Below are 13,687 nucleotides of genomic sequence, written 5' to 3'. Positions count from 1 at the left end.
AAATGAGCGAAGAATGTGTTATACCAAAAGTCACTAAGTACGTACTTAGTGACTTTTTTTCATCTACAGACAGCATGAACAGCAAAGCGTAGCACTTTTCTCGCTTTTCTGCATGAAAAAGCAATGGTATACTAAAAATCGCCCAAGAAAACGTAAGGGGAGTTAAAGTGAGTGATAAATGATGAGTTGGTTAGATAAATTTTTTAGTGTATTTTTAGGAGAAGAAAAAAAAGAAGAAAAAGCTGAGAGGCCTGAAACAGGTCCGATTGCACCAAAGCAGCCAGCTGTTGAACAGCATAAAGAATATAAAAAAGTTGAAGATACGAAAGTGTATTATGAATATCCAAAAGGCAATTTCCGCTTTCCTCTCGTTCCAGATGAACCTGCACGTGAGGCAGCAAAGCAGCAAGAAAGAAGGCGCACGCGGTCAAGTCAGCCAAAGGCAAAGCAGACGACCTATCAGCCAAAACAAACGGTGCAGCCTGATCTCAATAAAAAGCCTTTTAAACCAGAGCAAATCCCTTCACCCATCTATGGCTACCACCAGGATATGCGTCCAAAACATGCGGCAGCCAAAGAAGACACATCTTCTGTCAAAATGAAATCGGCAGAAGAAGCGTCACAGCGTGTCACACTGTTATCAGAAGAAGCAGAGCGTGAACGGAATGTAAGACAGCAAATGAACATCCCGTCTATACGAAAAGAACAACGGTTGGAAGACATGATGTCAGCCCAAACAGAAGAACAAGCAGAGAAGCAACCTGTCACGCCCCCGCTTACTTTGCAAGAGGAACTCGCTTATCAAGATCACGTTCAATCAACGATGGAACGTTTATATGACGAGCCTTTCAGTGAGACAGAGGATCAAGATCAAGTTTTGTCACAGACCAAAGACGATCGGGAAGCATTCTTACATATGGAGCAAGCTGAAGCATCTAACGAGCCTCTAGAGATGGAGCAAGAACAGGCAGTCACCATTGAACAAGAAGAGCCGATGATTCCGCTTGAAGATGATGCTCAGAAAAAAGAGAGCTTTACATTTGAAACAGCTGAAAGCCCATCACCAGCACTCGACATGGAGATAGAAAGCCCAGTAGAAGAAACTGCGGTGCTGGAAGAGAATGAAGTAGAGGCTATGGAGGAAACAACAGAGGCTGCATGGATAGAAGAAAGTCAAGCAGACGTGTCAGTGGCAGCATTTGAACAAGAAGAACCGATGATCATACAAGATTCGCAAGATGATGATTCTCTGCCGGAAGTAAAATTAACAGATGATGAAGTCATGCCAGTTGAAGAAGCATCAGATGAATTTGCTGACTCTGGACAAGCAGAGATCGCCGGGGATATGGCAGAAGAGCTTGAGGAAACACCTGAAGAAACGCATGAAATAAAACGTGAAGAACCAAAATCGTCTTCTCCACAGCCAAAGCGCTCAAGCGGTCAAACCTCCACCGTTCCTTTTAACGTCATGATGTTAAAAAGTGATCAGCGCGTGCAAGGACAGAAGAAAACGGCAGATGCACAAGGATATGTATTTCCGAGTTTAGCCCTTCTAGACGTTCCGCCAGCACAAAAAGAAGAGGACGGAACATGGGTGAAAGAACGGGCAGAACTGCTCAATGCCACTCTGAAAAACTTCAATGTCAGAGCAAGTGTTGTTCATGTGACGCAAGGTCCTTCTGTTACAAGATTTGAAGTGCATCCTGAACCAGGCGTGAAAGTGAACAAAATTACAAACCTGTCAGATGATATCAAACTCAGTTTGTCTGCAAAAGATATTCGGATCGAAGCACCGATTCCTGGGAAGAACACGATTGGAATCGAAGTGCCGAACCTTCACAGTAAAATGGTTTTCTTAAGAGAAATGATCAGAAGCAGTGCCTTCAGAGACAATCCATCTCCATTAACGGCGGCGCTCGGATTGGATATTTCCGGTCAGCCCGTTGTGGTTGATTTACAAAAAATGCCGCACGGCTTAATTGCCGGAGCAACAGGTTCAGGGAAAAGTGTCTGTATTAATACCATTCTCGTGAGCCTGATGTTTAAAGCCTCACCTGATGAAGTGAAAATGCTGTTAATCGACCCTAAAATGGTCGAACTCGCGCCGTATAATCACATTCCGCATCTTGTGAGCCCGGTTATTACTGATGCCAAGACAGCCACAGCTGCCCTGAAATGGGTAGTAGATGAAATGGAAAGACGCTACGAACTGTTTGCACACTCTGGTGTGAGAGAAATCAAACGATTTAACGAACTGGTGAAAGAAAAACAAATGGGTGAAAAACTGCCATATCTCGTCGTTGTCATTGATGAGCTGGCTGATTTAATGATGGTCGCACCAAATGAAGTCGAAGAAAGCATTTGCCGAATTGCCCAAAAAGCAAGAGCATGCGGGATTCACTTACTCATTGCGACGCAAAGACCTTCTGTTGATGTCATTACAGGCCTTATTAAAGCAAACATCCCAACAAGAATTGCTTTCTCTGTTTCAAGCCAAGTGGATTCAAGAACGATCATTGATATGGCAGGTGCTGAAAAGCTTCTCGGTAAAGGAGACATGCTGTTCTTAGAAAATGGCTCTGGCAAACCGACAAGGCTACAAGGGAACTTTGTATCAGATCGAGAGATTGATGAAGTGGTAGCGCATGTGAGAAAACAGCGCAAACCTGTGTTCCTTTTTGAACAGGAAGAATTAATGCTCCAAGGCTCTGCTATTACAGACGAAGATGAATTGTTTATGGACGCATGCAGGTTCGCCATCGAGCAAAATAGTGCAAGTACATCCAGTTTGCAAAGAAGATTTAGAATTGGCTACAATCGAGCAGCAAGATTGATTGATATGATGGAACGTGAAGGGATGATCTCTGGGGCAAAAGGCAGTAAGCCAAGAGAGGTCCTCATGACACTGAGTGACTTAGAACAATTGATCTAAACAAACCACTTCATTTTTTTGATAAACATGGTATGATAGCACATAGGTGCAATTTTTGAATTGGACGCTTTTCGCATGCCTGTTTGAACGCTTTTTAATGAAAATGAGCGAAAGCAGGTGTTAGAAATGGGAAAGTTGTCGGATACTAATCATAGTTAATATTGATTAGAATAGGAAGATCGGAAAAAAATCTTTATTTGGAGCTGCGATTTGTGATCAGCTAGAGACAAAAATCACAAGTTGCAAATTGAAATGAGCGTCATATACTGTAAGTCAGATAGACGTTTGTTGGAGGTACAATTATGACTGTTTATCATTTTGTTGGAATAAAAGGGACAGGTATGAGTCCACTGGCCCAAATTCTTCATGATACTGGGTATACTGTCCAAGGATCGGATATCGAAAAACATATCTTTACACAAAAAGCATTAGAAGAACGAAATATTAAAATTCTTCCATTTGACCCAGATAATATTCAGCCAGGGATGACGGTGATTGCAGGAAATGCATTCCCAGATACACACCCTGAGATTGAGCGTGCTCTTTCTGAAGGGATTCCTGTTATTCGTTATCATAAATTTCTTGGAGAATACATGGATTCATTCACAAACGTTGCAATTACTGGTGCTCATGGTAAAACATCGACAACAGGTCTGCTTGCACATGTGATGCAAGCGGCAAAACCAACTTCCTACTTAATCGGTGATGGATCTGGAATGGGGAAAGAAAACAGCGAGTATTTTGTATTTGAAGCGTGCGAATACCGCAGGCATTTCCTCAGCTACCATCCAGACTATGCGATTATGACCAATATTGATTTTGATCACCCTGATTATTTCACGGATATTGATGACGTGTTCGATGCGTTTCAAAACATGGCACTTCAAGTGAAAAAAGCCATCATCGCTTGCGGTGATGACGAGCATCTGCTCAAGATCCAAGCAAAAGTACCTGTTGTGTACTACGGATTCAATGAAGAAAATGATTTCCAAGCACGAAATGTTGTGAAAAACACAGAAGGCACGACATTTGATGTATTTGTACGTAATACGTTTTATGATACCTTCTACATTCCTGCTTACGGAAACCACAATGTCCTTAACTCATTAGCGGTCATTGCATTATGCCACTATGAGGCCATTGATGTAGAGCTCATCAAAGGTGCTTTAACGACATTTGGCGGTGTGAAACGACGCTTTAATGAAAAAGTAGTCGGTGAACAAGTCTTAATTGACGATTATGCGCACCATCCGACTGAAATTGAAGTCACGATCGAAGCAGCCCGCCAGAAGTATCCAGACCGTGATATTGTAGCAGTCTTCCAGCCGCACACTTTCACTCGTACACAGCAATTTTTAAGTGAATTTGCAGACAGTCTGAAAAAAGCGGACTATGTGTACCTTTGTGATATTTTCGGTTCAGCTCGTGAAAACATTGGGAAACTAAGCATTGAAGATTTGCGGGAAAAAATTCCGCAAGCCCAATTGATTGAAGAAGAAGAGACATCTGTGCTGAAAGCACATGAAAATGCGATCTTGGTCTTTATGGGAGCAGGAGATATTCAAAAGTATCTTCGTGCTTATGAGAAAGTCGCAGTATAATTGCCTGTCAAAAAGTGCCGATTCAATCGGCACTTTTTTATTTTGAATAAAATGTGACAAAGGGGCTAAATGTGACAAGATGTGCCGCTTTTTTTCGTTCGCTGTGGACAGGAATTGGCGAATAAGTGTAGAATTATTATTCAATCGGTCATTCTAGGCGATGTTTGAATGATACAACGAGAGGGTATTGAATTGAATATGCCCGCAGCAAAGGAGGTATCAGATGATTATTATTCTCTATTTAAGCGTTGCACTCATCGCAATCGCTTTCCTCATTCTTGTCATCTACTTGTCCAAAACATTGAAATCCTTACAGCTGACATTAAAGAATGTCGCATCAACTTTAGAAGGTCTTGAAGGACAGATGCAAGGCATCACCACAGAGACAGCACAGTTGCTACATAAGACCAATCAGCTTGCTGAAGATATTCAAGACAAATCGGCAAAACTTAACACAGTTGTGGATGCGGTGCAGGGAATTGGTGGCTCGATCAACCAATTTAATACAAGCATAAAGCAGGCAGCTGGTGCGGTTACTTCATCCGTTGAACGAAATCAAGAGAAAGTCACGGATGTGGTAAGCTGGAGTAACGCAGCACTTGAAATCTATAAAAAGTGGAAACAGCGTAAACAACAATAAACAACCATTTTCGCATAGGAGGAATAATCATGAGCAAAGACGGAATCAATAGCAAAGACTTTTTGATCGGAACACTTATCGGTGGCATTATCGGTGCAACAACGGCATTATTTTTAGCACCAAAGTCAGGGAAAGAGCTTCGCGATGATTTGAACACCCAAGCGAATGCCCTAAAAGAAAAAACAGATCGTCTTACAACAGATGCAAAGGAAAAAGGCACTGAATATGTGACGATTGCGAAAGACAAAACATCTGAGTTGTCTCAGCTCGTAGCAGAGCAGTCAAACCAGATTTTAGACAAAGTAAAAGACATAAAAGATCGTACAGCTGGAAAAGCTAAACAAGTAAAAAGCGAAGCAGAAGATGCTGCAGCAAATATTGCAAATGAAGCTTCAGATGTAGCAGATGAAGCAAAAGTAAGAGCACAAGAAGCAAAAGCAGACATTGAAGACGGCATCAAAGATGTCAAAGAAAAAGTAGAACAATCTACGAAAGGCTAACTCGCTGCTTAAGTTAGGAAGGAGCACATCATGTCTAAACAACTCATAGAAACAGAAGAACAGTTTGATCAACTAACGAATCAAGACGGAACCTTTGTCTTTTTTAAGCACAGTTTGACATGTCCAATCAGCCAAGCTGCTTTTCAAGAGTTTGAAGCGTTTGCGTCAGAACATGAGGATGTTCCTGCTTATTTCTTGCAAATTCAAAACACAAGAGAGCTTTCATCCTATGTGACTGAAAAGTCAGGGATCAAGCACGAAAGCCCGCAGGCACTCATCTTTAGCGGTGGCAAAGTAAAGTGGCATGCTTCTCACTCAAGCATTACAAAAGAAGCGCTTGAACATAACATGTAGAAAAACGTCAGCGATTGCTGACGTTCAAGATTGTTGACAAAGGGCTAAAATGAACTTTATTTTAGCCCTTTGTCTTCTTTTCAGCGTGATAGAAAACCTTTGCAGTCTAGGAAGGACGAGCACTGGCACGGAGCGAATTTGTCATTCGTGAGTACCAGCGCACAGGACTGACAAAGAATGCGAGGGTTTGTCTACCCGCTGAAACGTCAGCGATTGCTGACGTTTTTTTTATAAAAAAGGTTTACTTGCATCAAAAGTATGCTATAATCTTACACATAATACTTTATCGCTTAAAAGCGTTTGGGTAATAAAGAATTTTTTCGTGACAATTCCGAAATCTTTGTTTATAATAAACCCTATTATAAGAGATCAAAAATAAAAAGCGAGAGCGGGCAGAGGAAAGGATGACAAAAATGAGCAACAATGAATTGGAACAATTGAGACAGCAAGCAGATGAACTAAATCTTCAAATCTTAAAACTGATCAATGAAAGAGGAAACATTGTAAAAGAAATTGGAAAGGCAAAAGAAGCGCAAGGTGTCAACCGTTATGACCCTGTCAGAGAGCGCACAATGCTTAATCAAATTCTTGAAGAAAATGATGGCCCATTTGAAAATTCAACGATTCAACATATTTTCAAAGAAATTTTCAAAGCAGGTTTAGAGCTTCAAGAAGATGACCACAGCAAAGCACTTCTTGTTTCTCGTAAGAAAAAACCTGAAAATACAATTGTAAATATCAATGGAGAAGCGATCGGTGACGGAAAACAACGTTTCATCGTTGGACCATGTGCCGTTGAAAGCTACGAGCAAGTTGCAGAAGTAGCGGCAGCAGCGAAACAGCAGGGACTAAAACTTCTTCGTGGCGGCGCATTTAAGCCTCGCACAAGTCCATACGACTTCCAAGGACTTGGCGTAGACGGTCTAAAAATTCTAAAACGTGTAGCAGATGAATACGGTCTTGCAGTTATTAGTGAAATCGTGAATCCTGCTCATATTGAAGAAGCGATTGAGCATATCGATGTCATCCAAATTGGAGCACGTAACATGCAGAACTTCGAGCTTTTAAAAGAAGCTGGATCAGTGAATAAACCAGTTCTTTTAAAACGCGGTCTAGCAGCAACAATTTCAGAATTCATCAATGCAGCTGAATACATCATCGCACAAGGAAATGACCAAATCATCCTTTGCGAGCGAGGCATCCGCACATACGAAACAGCCACAAGAAATACACTAGATATCTCGGCTGTGCCAATCTTGAAACAAGAGACACATTTACCAGTCTTTGTTGACGTGACACACTCAACTGGACGAAGAGATCTACTTCTTCCAACAGCTAAAGCAGCTCTTGCGATTGGAGCAGACGGTGTGATGGCAGAAGTGCATCCAGATCCATCTGTTGCCCTATCTGATTCAGCGCAGCAAATGGACATTCCACAATTCGAAAAATGGTTAGATGCATTAAGACCACTTGTCAACATTCATGCGTAATCATAAATAGAAAAGCCGCCGGATGACAGCCCGGCGGTTTTTTCATGAAAAAATACGATCAAGATTGGGAATGAAAGGAAGAGAGCACATTGCAAGCTAAAAATATGCTTGTTCACAATGTTTTCATTTTTAAAATTCGATAGAATCTGCTAAGATCATTGTCATAGCTGACGTTCGCGACGATTTTTGGTGAAATATGATTCAATTTACAGGTAACAAGCTCATTAAAGTTTGTTTAATTTAGTTATAAAAAGAAAGGGAACGTTTTCATATGAAGAAAAAACGTGTATAATTTCATAAAAGAATGTCATTTTGATGTAGATTGAAAAATTATGTGTCTCTTTTCATCGTTTTAATGACAAATAGGATATTATTTTCCTCGTATCTGACATGTCTCTATCCAATTGGTGAATGCTATAGATATGAAGTGTATTTGAAGGAGTGATTTATGTGAATAATGTTACAATATATGATGTAGCAAGAGAAGCAAACGTAAGTATGGCAACGGTATCACGCGTTGTTAATGGTAATCCAAACGTAAAACCAACAACAAGAAAAAAGGTACTTGAAGCAATTGATCGTCTCGGCTACCGTCCAAACGCAGTCGCACGAGGCCTTGCAAGTAAAAAGACCACAACAGTTGGGGTCATCATCCCTGATATTTCAAGTATCTTCTATTCAGAGCTTGCACGAGGAATTGAAGATATTGCGACGATGTACAAGTACAACATTATTTTGAGCAACTCAGACCAAAATACTGATAAAGAACTTCATTTGTTAAACACAATGCTTGGCAAACAAGTAGATGGAATCGTTTTTATGGGCGGAAACATTACAGATGTGCATGTGGAAGAATTTAAGCGCTCTCCTGTACCCATTGTACTTGCAGCATCTGTTGAAGAGCAGGCACAAACACCATCAGTCAACATTAACTATGAACAAGCCATTTATGATTCAGTTCAGCTATTAGTTGAAAAAGGACATAAACGAATTGCGTTTGTATCTGGACCAATGTCAGAACCAATTAACTCTATGAGAAAGCTTGCTGGTTATAAGCGTGCGCTTGAAGAAGCTGGTATCGCGTTTGACGAAGCGCTTGTTGCTGAAGGAGACTACTCATATGACTCTGGTATTGAAGCGCTCGCTAATCTGCTTGAGCAATCTGACAAGCCGACGGCTGTGATTGCAGCGACTGACGAAATGGCGCTAGGTGTCATTCATGGAGCGCAGGACAGAGGCGTATCAATTCCTGAAGATTTAGAAGTGATTGGCTTTGATAACACAAGACTATCCCTCATGGTGCGCCCTCAATTGACAACAGTTGTTCAGCCGACTTACGATATTGGAGCTGTTGCGATGAGACTTTTGACAAAGCTCATGAACAAAGAACAAGTAGAAGATCAAATTGTTGAATTACCACATAGAATTGAAGAAAGACAATCGACGAAATAAAAAGAAAGCAGGCTCACTTGATCAGTGGACGCCTGCTTTTTTTTATGCCTTTTTCTTTTCTCGTCTAACAGGCATGAGTGCTTTTTCTACCGTTTGCGCATTTTTTTCTGTAATTTCTGCTCTTCTTGGAATCGGTGGATATAAATCGTCAGGATCTAGCCATGTGGATGGAAGCGGAACAGGAGATTGTTTTTCCCATGCCCGAATCCATTCCTGAGGAAGCGCATCTGGTGGTGTAATGCCTTTCATCTCAAGCCAAATGCGGCTCCATGCTCTTGGGACGACACGCCAAATATCATAGCCGCCTCCGCCCACAGCGATCCATTTTCCATCACAATATTGATGCGCCAGCTCATGGGCAATTCTAGGAATTTCCTCATATATTTTCATGGTAGCAGATAAATGCGTCAAAGGGTCGTAATAGTGGGCATCTGCTCCATTTTGCGTCAAAATGACATCTGGTTTAAAAAAAGCAGCAATCTCTGTCACTGCTGTTCGATAGGATTCTAAAAATGATTCGTCTTCTGTAAATGCGTCAAGCGGGATATTATATGCATAACCATAGCCTTTATCATGACCCCTTTCCTGTACTTGTCCAGTTCCAGGGAACAAATAGCGCCCTGTTTCATGAATGGAAACAGTACATACCTCTGGATCATCATAGAAGCTAAACTGGACACCATCGCCATGATGAGCATCTGTATCAATATATAAAATTCTAGCGCCATATGTCTTTTGAATATACTGAATGGCCACAGAGCTGTCATTATAAATACAAAAGCCAGAAGCACGCCCTTTAAATCCATGGTGAAGCCCGCCGCCAAGATTGAGCGCATGCTGCGAATGCCCAAGCATCACTTGATCAACCGCTGTTAATGTCCCGCCAACTAGGAGAGAAGCTGCCTCATGCATCCCTGCAAACATCGGGGTGTCCTCAGTGCCAAGACCATAACGTTCCCCCTCTACGGTGGACAGTTTTCCTTCACTTGCTCGCTGTACTGCTTGAATATAGTCTGCTGTATGGACGAGCTTCAACTCCTCCAGCGTCGCCATCCGAGGTGCGACAATCTCATCATCCGTTAACGCCTTCATTTTTTGAAGAAGATCATAAGTTAAGTAGACGCGAAGCTGATTGAAGGGATGATCTTGATGAAACTGGTACGTTTGAAAAGATGGTGAAAAAACAAAGGTCGCTTCCTTCATTTGATCGTCTGCTCCATAGGCCAGAGCACCTTATAGCCTTTTGCACGAATCAGCTTCATCACATGATCTGCATGCATCGTTTGAAGGCGGAAGACGAGCACTTTAGAGGCTTCATTGGCATGTGGGTACACGAGTACACTCAGCATTTGAATATGCTGCTCTTTTAAAATGGCCGTAATGTCTGCAAGACCCTCTGTCACTTGCGCTACTTCAACCTCTAAATGTGATCCAGGCTGATCTGCACCTGTTAGTCTTACAAACGTACGAAGTAAATCTGTTTTTGTGATGATCCCTACAAGCTTACCGCGTCTCACAACGGGAAGACAGCCAATTCCGTGTTCAAAAAAGACACTTGAAATCTCCTCAACGAAATCAAGCGGATGAGCGGTAATCGTCTCTAGCACCATGATGTCTTCAACCGGCCGCTGAATAAAAAGCTGCCTTTTCTCTGTTTCAAAAATACTTGGACTGGCATTTTTAATATCCCGATCTGTCACCATCCCAATGACAGATCCCTGCTCAGATACGATGGGAATATGCCGAATGTGATGTGCACTCATTTTTTGAATGGCCTCTTCAATCGTATCGGTTTTTCGCAGCGTGATCACATCACGCTCCATAATTTGTTCAATCATCATGTTTACCAATCCCCTTTGCCAAAAAACGAATTGAACGTTAATACATAAAGCGCTGATGGAAGCGAAGACGATCGAAACGCTCGATCGAATCAGGACTCACATTTTTTCCGATCCGTGCCATTAAACAATTGGCTGGATGTGAGCTAATCTCTGGCTCGTCTGTTGCAAACCAGACAAGACCGCCGGCGTTCATCATTTTCTCCATCATTTTGCGGTACTCCCACACGTTTTTCTTCGTCCCCTTTAAATCCCAATGCCAGTAATATTCGGTTGTAATGATAATGTAATTCTCCATTTGCTCATCCATCATGCTCACATCCAGTAAATGCTTGCCAAGTGAACAGCCTCTGAATGGAGGAGCGACTTCAATGGCACCGAGCTCAATTAAATTGTCCATGTTGCCTTCTGACCAGCGTTCAAGCGGATCAGGGTACAAATACGTGACATAGCCTACGACAAGCTCATCCACCCTAGCAATGATAATACGTCCTTCAGGAAGATCTGCTATTTCAACAAGTGCTTGTTTCTGTTCCTCAGGCGTGCGAAATGCCGTTAGTCCTTCATGAAACGTATAGTTCGCAAGCTCTGATGCAGGTACCGGTCCTTCAATCAGGATGGTGCCTGTTTCTCGCTTAATGGTTTTTGAATAATAAGTTTTAGGATGCTCCACGTATCCACCGCCTCAAATTCTAGTGAGTCGTCTCTATTCTATCTTAAATCTTGCAATAATTAAAACGGTTTCATCGGAAGTTTTTTAAAAATTGAGAAAAAAAGTCATCTATACTATAATGGTCATTGTAAACGTATGCAAAGGGGGACTGTTTGATGAAAGTGGAAACGCTACCATCAGTAAAAGGGGACTATCATTTAAATGATTATGAGCAAGCATACAAAGAATTTTCATGGGAGGAAGCGAGAAAAAATTTCTCTTGGTATGAAACAGGAAAAGTAAATGCAGCTTATGAAGCGATTGACAGACATGCGGACTCGTTTCGTAAAAACAAGGTGGCGCTTCACTACAAAGATTCACAGCGGGATGAAAAGTATACGTTCAGGGATATGAAAATCAAGACAAACAAAGCAGGAAATCTATTAAGAGAACAGGCACATGTGCAAAAAGGGGATCGCGTGTTTATCTTTATGCCAAGATCACCTGAGCTCTATTTTCTACTGCTTGGTGCTGTCAAAATTGGTGCGATCGTCGGTCCGTTATTTGAGGCATTTATGGAAGGTGCCGTCAAAGATCGTTTAGAAAATAGTGAGGCAAAAGTGATTGTGACAACGCCTGATCTGCTTGAGCGGATTCCGTTTGCAGAACTTCCAAAGCTTGAATCCGTCATCATTGTCGGTGGTGAAAAAGAGGATGCAGGTGGTGTGCGGACGATTCACTTTGAAGAAGCATTTGAGCAGGCAGCGAAGGAACTTGAAATCGAGTGGATGGATGAAAAAGATGGATACTTGCTTCATTACACGTCAGGGTCCACTGGTACGCCAAAAGGTGTGCTCCATGTTCATGGCGCAATGGTGCAGCAAGGCCAGACGGGTAAATGGGTACTTGATTTGAAAGAAGAAGATGTCTACTGGTGTACAGCTGATCCAGGCTGGGTAACAGGGACGGTGTACGGTATTTTTTCTCCGTGGTTGAATGGAGCGACGAATGTGATTTTAGGCGGCAGGTTCAATCCTGATACGTGGTACGAAACCATTGAATCGCTTGGTGTGACCGTTTGGTACAGTGCACCGACAGCCTTCAGAATGCTGATGGGAGCAGGAGACGATCTCATTCAAAAATATGATCTCAGCTCACTCCGTCATGTGTTAAGTGTAGGAGAGCCACTTAATCCAGAAGTGATCCGCTGGGGAGACGCTGTATTCGGTAAACGAATTCATGACACTTGGTGGATGACAGAAACAGGTGCACAGCTGATTTGTAACTATCCATGCATGGATATCAAACCAGGTTCGATGGGGAAACCAATTCCAGGCGTTGAAGCTGCGATTGTGGATAATGCCGGAAATGAACTTCCGCCATACCGGATGGGGAACCTTGCCATCAAAAAAGGCTGGCCATCTATGATGCATACGATCTGGAACAATCCTGAAAAATATGAATCTTACTTTATGCCGGGAGATTGGTATGTTTCAGGAGATTCAGCTTATATGGATGAAGATGGATACTTCTGGTTCCAGGGACGTGTCGACGATGTCATCATGACGTCAGGAGAGCGGGTCGGTCCATTTGAGGTAGAAAGTAAACTGGTGGAACATCCGGCCATTGCAGAGGCTGGTGTCATCGGAAAACCAGATCCTGTGCGCGGTGAAATTATTAAAGCATTTATAGCACTTAGAAGCGGATACGAACCGACAGATGAGCTGAAAGAAGAGATTCGTACGTTTGTGAAAAAAGGACTCGCTGCACATGCAGCACCGAGAGAAATTGAGTTTAAAGACAAACTGCCAAAAACACGCAGCGGTAAAATTATGAGACGTGTGCTAAAAGCGTGGGAACTGAATTTACCTGCTGGCGATCTCTCGACAATGGAAGATTAATCGCTTCCGTTAGTTGACTTGATATCAAAAGTATGTTAAAAATGACTTTAGTTGAATATAAAAAGGTTTTGACTGAGATTCAGTAGAATCATCTTTCCCTGTCCAAGAGAACTGACGGCTGGTGCGAGTCAGTACAAAGAGATATTCGAATTACCCTCACGAACCGCTTTTACGAAAAGGAGCATATGCTATCTAATTAGTGAAAGAACGGATCTGTCCGTTATCAGTGTAAGTGAAAAGACGTGTTGTTTTGTCTTTTAAGCAGGGTGGTACCGCGATATATATCGTCCCTTCGTTCATTCGAAGGGGCGTTTTTTATGTTGAATT

Annotated in this window: 11 protein-coding genes and 1 other annotated feature; of the genes, 8 read left to right on the top strand and 3 right to left on the bottom strand. The window is 42.1% G+C overall.

Going from position 1 to position 13,687, the window contains the following annotated elements:
- The first annotated feature begins 178 nt into the window (after positions 1-178).
- From NSQ11_RS13670 to ccpA, 7 genes are all read left to right on the top strand, one after another.
- On the top strand, positions 179-2,932 hold the full coding sequence (locus tag NSQ11_RS13670) for a DNA translocase FtsK (RefSeq protein WP_272754091.1): 2,754 nt from the start codon (positions 179-181) through the stop codon (positions 2,930-2,932).
- A 302-nt stretch (positions 2,933-3,234) separates the two neighbouring features.
- On the top strand, positions 3,235-4,533 hold the full coding sequence (gene murC, locus NSQ11_RS13665) for a UDP-N-acetylmuramate--L-alanine ligase (RefSeq protein WP_008343047.1): 1,299 nt from the start codon (positions 3,235-3,237) through the stop codon (positions 4,531-4,533).
- 223 nt (positions 4,534-4,756) lie between these two features.
- Positions 4,757-5,173, top strand: coding sequence for a DUF948 domain-containing protein (locus tag NSQ11_RS13660; RefSeq protein ID WP_008343048.1), 417 nt, complete (start codon positions 4,757-4,759; stop codon positions 5,171-5,173).
- Positions 5,174-5,202: 29 nt separating this feature from the next.
- Positions 5,203-5,673, top strand: a complete 471-nt coding sequence (locus NSQ11_RS13655; protein ID WP_007501807.1) for a YtxH domain-containing protein — start codon at positions 5,203-5,205, stop codon at positions 5,671-5,673.
- Positions 5,674-5,703: 30 nt separating this feature from the next.
- A complete protein-coding gene (gene ytxJ / locus NSQ11_RS13650) occupies positions 5,704-6,027 on the top strand; it encodes a bacillithiol system redox-active protein YtxJ (RefSeq protein WP_007501805.1) in 324 nt (107 codons plus the stop codon).
- A 413-nt stretch (positions 6,028-6,440) separates the two neighbouring features.
- The gene (locus NSQ11_RS13645) at positions 6,441-7,517 is read left to right on the top strand and encodes a bifunctional 3-deoxy-7-phosphoheptulonate synthase/chorismate mutase (protein WP_017358315.1); all 1,077 of its coding nucleotides are present in this window, start codon (positions 6,441-6,443) and stop codon (positions 7,515-7,517) included.
- A 450-nt stretch (positions 7,518-7,967) separates the two neighbouring features.
- On the top strand, positions 7,968-8,969 hold the full coding sequence (gene ccpA, locus NSQ11_RS13640; protein WP_008343056.1) for a catabolite control protein A: 1,002 nt from the start codon (positions 7,968-7,970) through the stop codon (positions 8,967-8,969).
- A 42-nt stretch (positions 8,970-9,011) separates the two neighbouring features.
- Here ccpA and NSQ11_RS13635 read toward each other — a convergent pair whose 3' ends face one another.
- Genes NSQ11_RS13635 through NSQ11_RS13625 form a run of 3 tightly spaced genes read right to left on the bottom strand, consistent with a single transcriptional unit; the run spans position 9,012 to position 11,480 of the window.
- A complete protein-coding gene (locus tag NSQ11_RS13635) occupies positions 9,012-10,172 on the bottom strand; it encodes an acetoin utilization protein AcuC (protein ID WP_025207808.1) in 1,161 nt (386 codons plus the stop codon).
- Positions 10,169-10,810, bottom strand: coding sequence for a CBS and ACT domain-containing protein (locus NSQ11_RS13630; RefSeq protein WP_041092583.1), 642 nt, complete (start codon positions 10,808-10,810; stop codon positions 10,169-10,171). The genes NSQ11_RS13635 and NSQ11_RS13630 overlap by 4 nt, the downstream gene beginning before the upstream one ends.
- 37 nt (positions 10,811-10,847) lie before the next feature.
- The gene (locus NSQ11_RS13625; RefSeq protein WP_046344236.1) at positions 10,848-11,480 is read right to left on the bottom strand and encodes a GNAT family N-acetyltransferase; all 633 of its coding nucleotides are present in this window, start codon (positions 11,478-11,480) and stop codon (positions 10,848-10,850) included.
- Positions 11,481-11,635: 155 nt separating this feature from the next.
- Between NSQ11_RS13625 and acsA the strand changes: the two genes are divergently transcribed.
- Entirely contained in the window at positions 11,636-13,360 is a 1,725-nt protein-coding gene (gene acsA / locus NSQ11_RS13620) for an acetate--CoA ligase (RefSeq protein WP_041507654.1), read from the top strand.
- 59 nt (positions 13,361-13,419) lie between these two features.
- Positions 13,420-13,655, top strand: a binding site (T-box leader).
- Positions 13,656-13,687: the final 32 nt, after the last annotated feature.

It is taken from the genome of Bacillus sp. FSL W7-1582 (genome assembly GCF_038593325.1).
GTDB lineage: Bacteria > Bacillota > Bacilli > Bacillales > Bacillaceae > Bacillus > Bacillus altitudinis.
The sequence above is the reverse complement of the archived record's forward strand: the minus strand, read 5'-3'. Positions and strand labels throughout refer to the sequence as shown.

Coding starts and splice junctions, on each gene's coding strand:
- NSQ11_RS13645 (WP_017358315.1), top strand. CDS start 6,441: ATGAGCAACAATGAATTGGAACAATTGAGACAGCAAGCAGATGAACTA.
- NSQ11_RS13635 (WP_025207808.1), bottom strand. CDS start 10,172: ATGAAGGAAGCGACCTTTGTTTTTTCACCATCTTTTCAAACGTACCAG.
- murC (WP_008343047.1), top strand. CDS start 3,235: ATGACTGTTTATCATTTTGTTGGAATAAAAGGGACAGGTATGAGTCCA.
- NSQ11_RS13660 (WP_008343048.1), top strand. CDS start 4,757: ATGATTATTATTCTCTATTTAAGCGTTGCACTCATCGCAATCGCTTTC.
- ytxJ (WP_007501805.1), top strand. CDS start 5,704: ATGTCTAAACAACTCATAGAAACAGAAGAACAGTTTGATCAACTAACG.
- NSQ11_RS13630 (WP_041092583.1), bottom strand. CDS start 10,810: ATGATGATTGAACAAATTATGGAGCGTGATGTGATCACGCTGCGAAAA.
- NSQ11_RS13670 (WP_272754091.1), top strand. CDS start 179: ATGATGAGTTGGTTAGATAAATTTTTTAGTGTATTTTTAGGAGAAGAA.
- acsA (WP_041507654.1), top strand. CDS start 11,636: ATGAAAGTGGAAACGCTACCATCAGTAAAAGGGGACTATCATTTAAAT.
- NSQ11_RS13655 (WP_007501807.1), top strand. CDS start 5,203: ATGAGCAAAGACGGAATCAATAGCAAAGACTTTTTGATCGGAACACTT.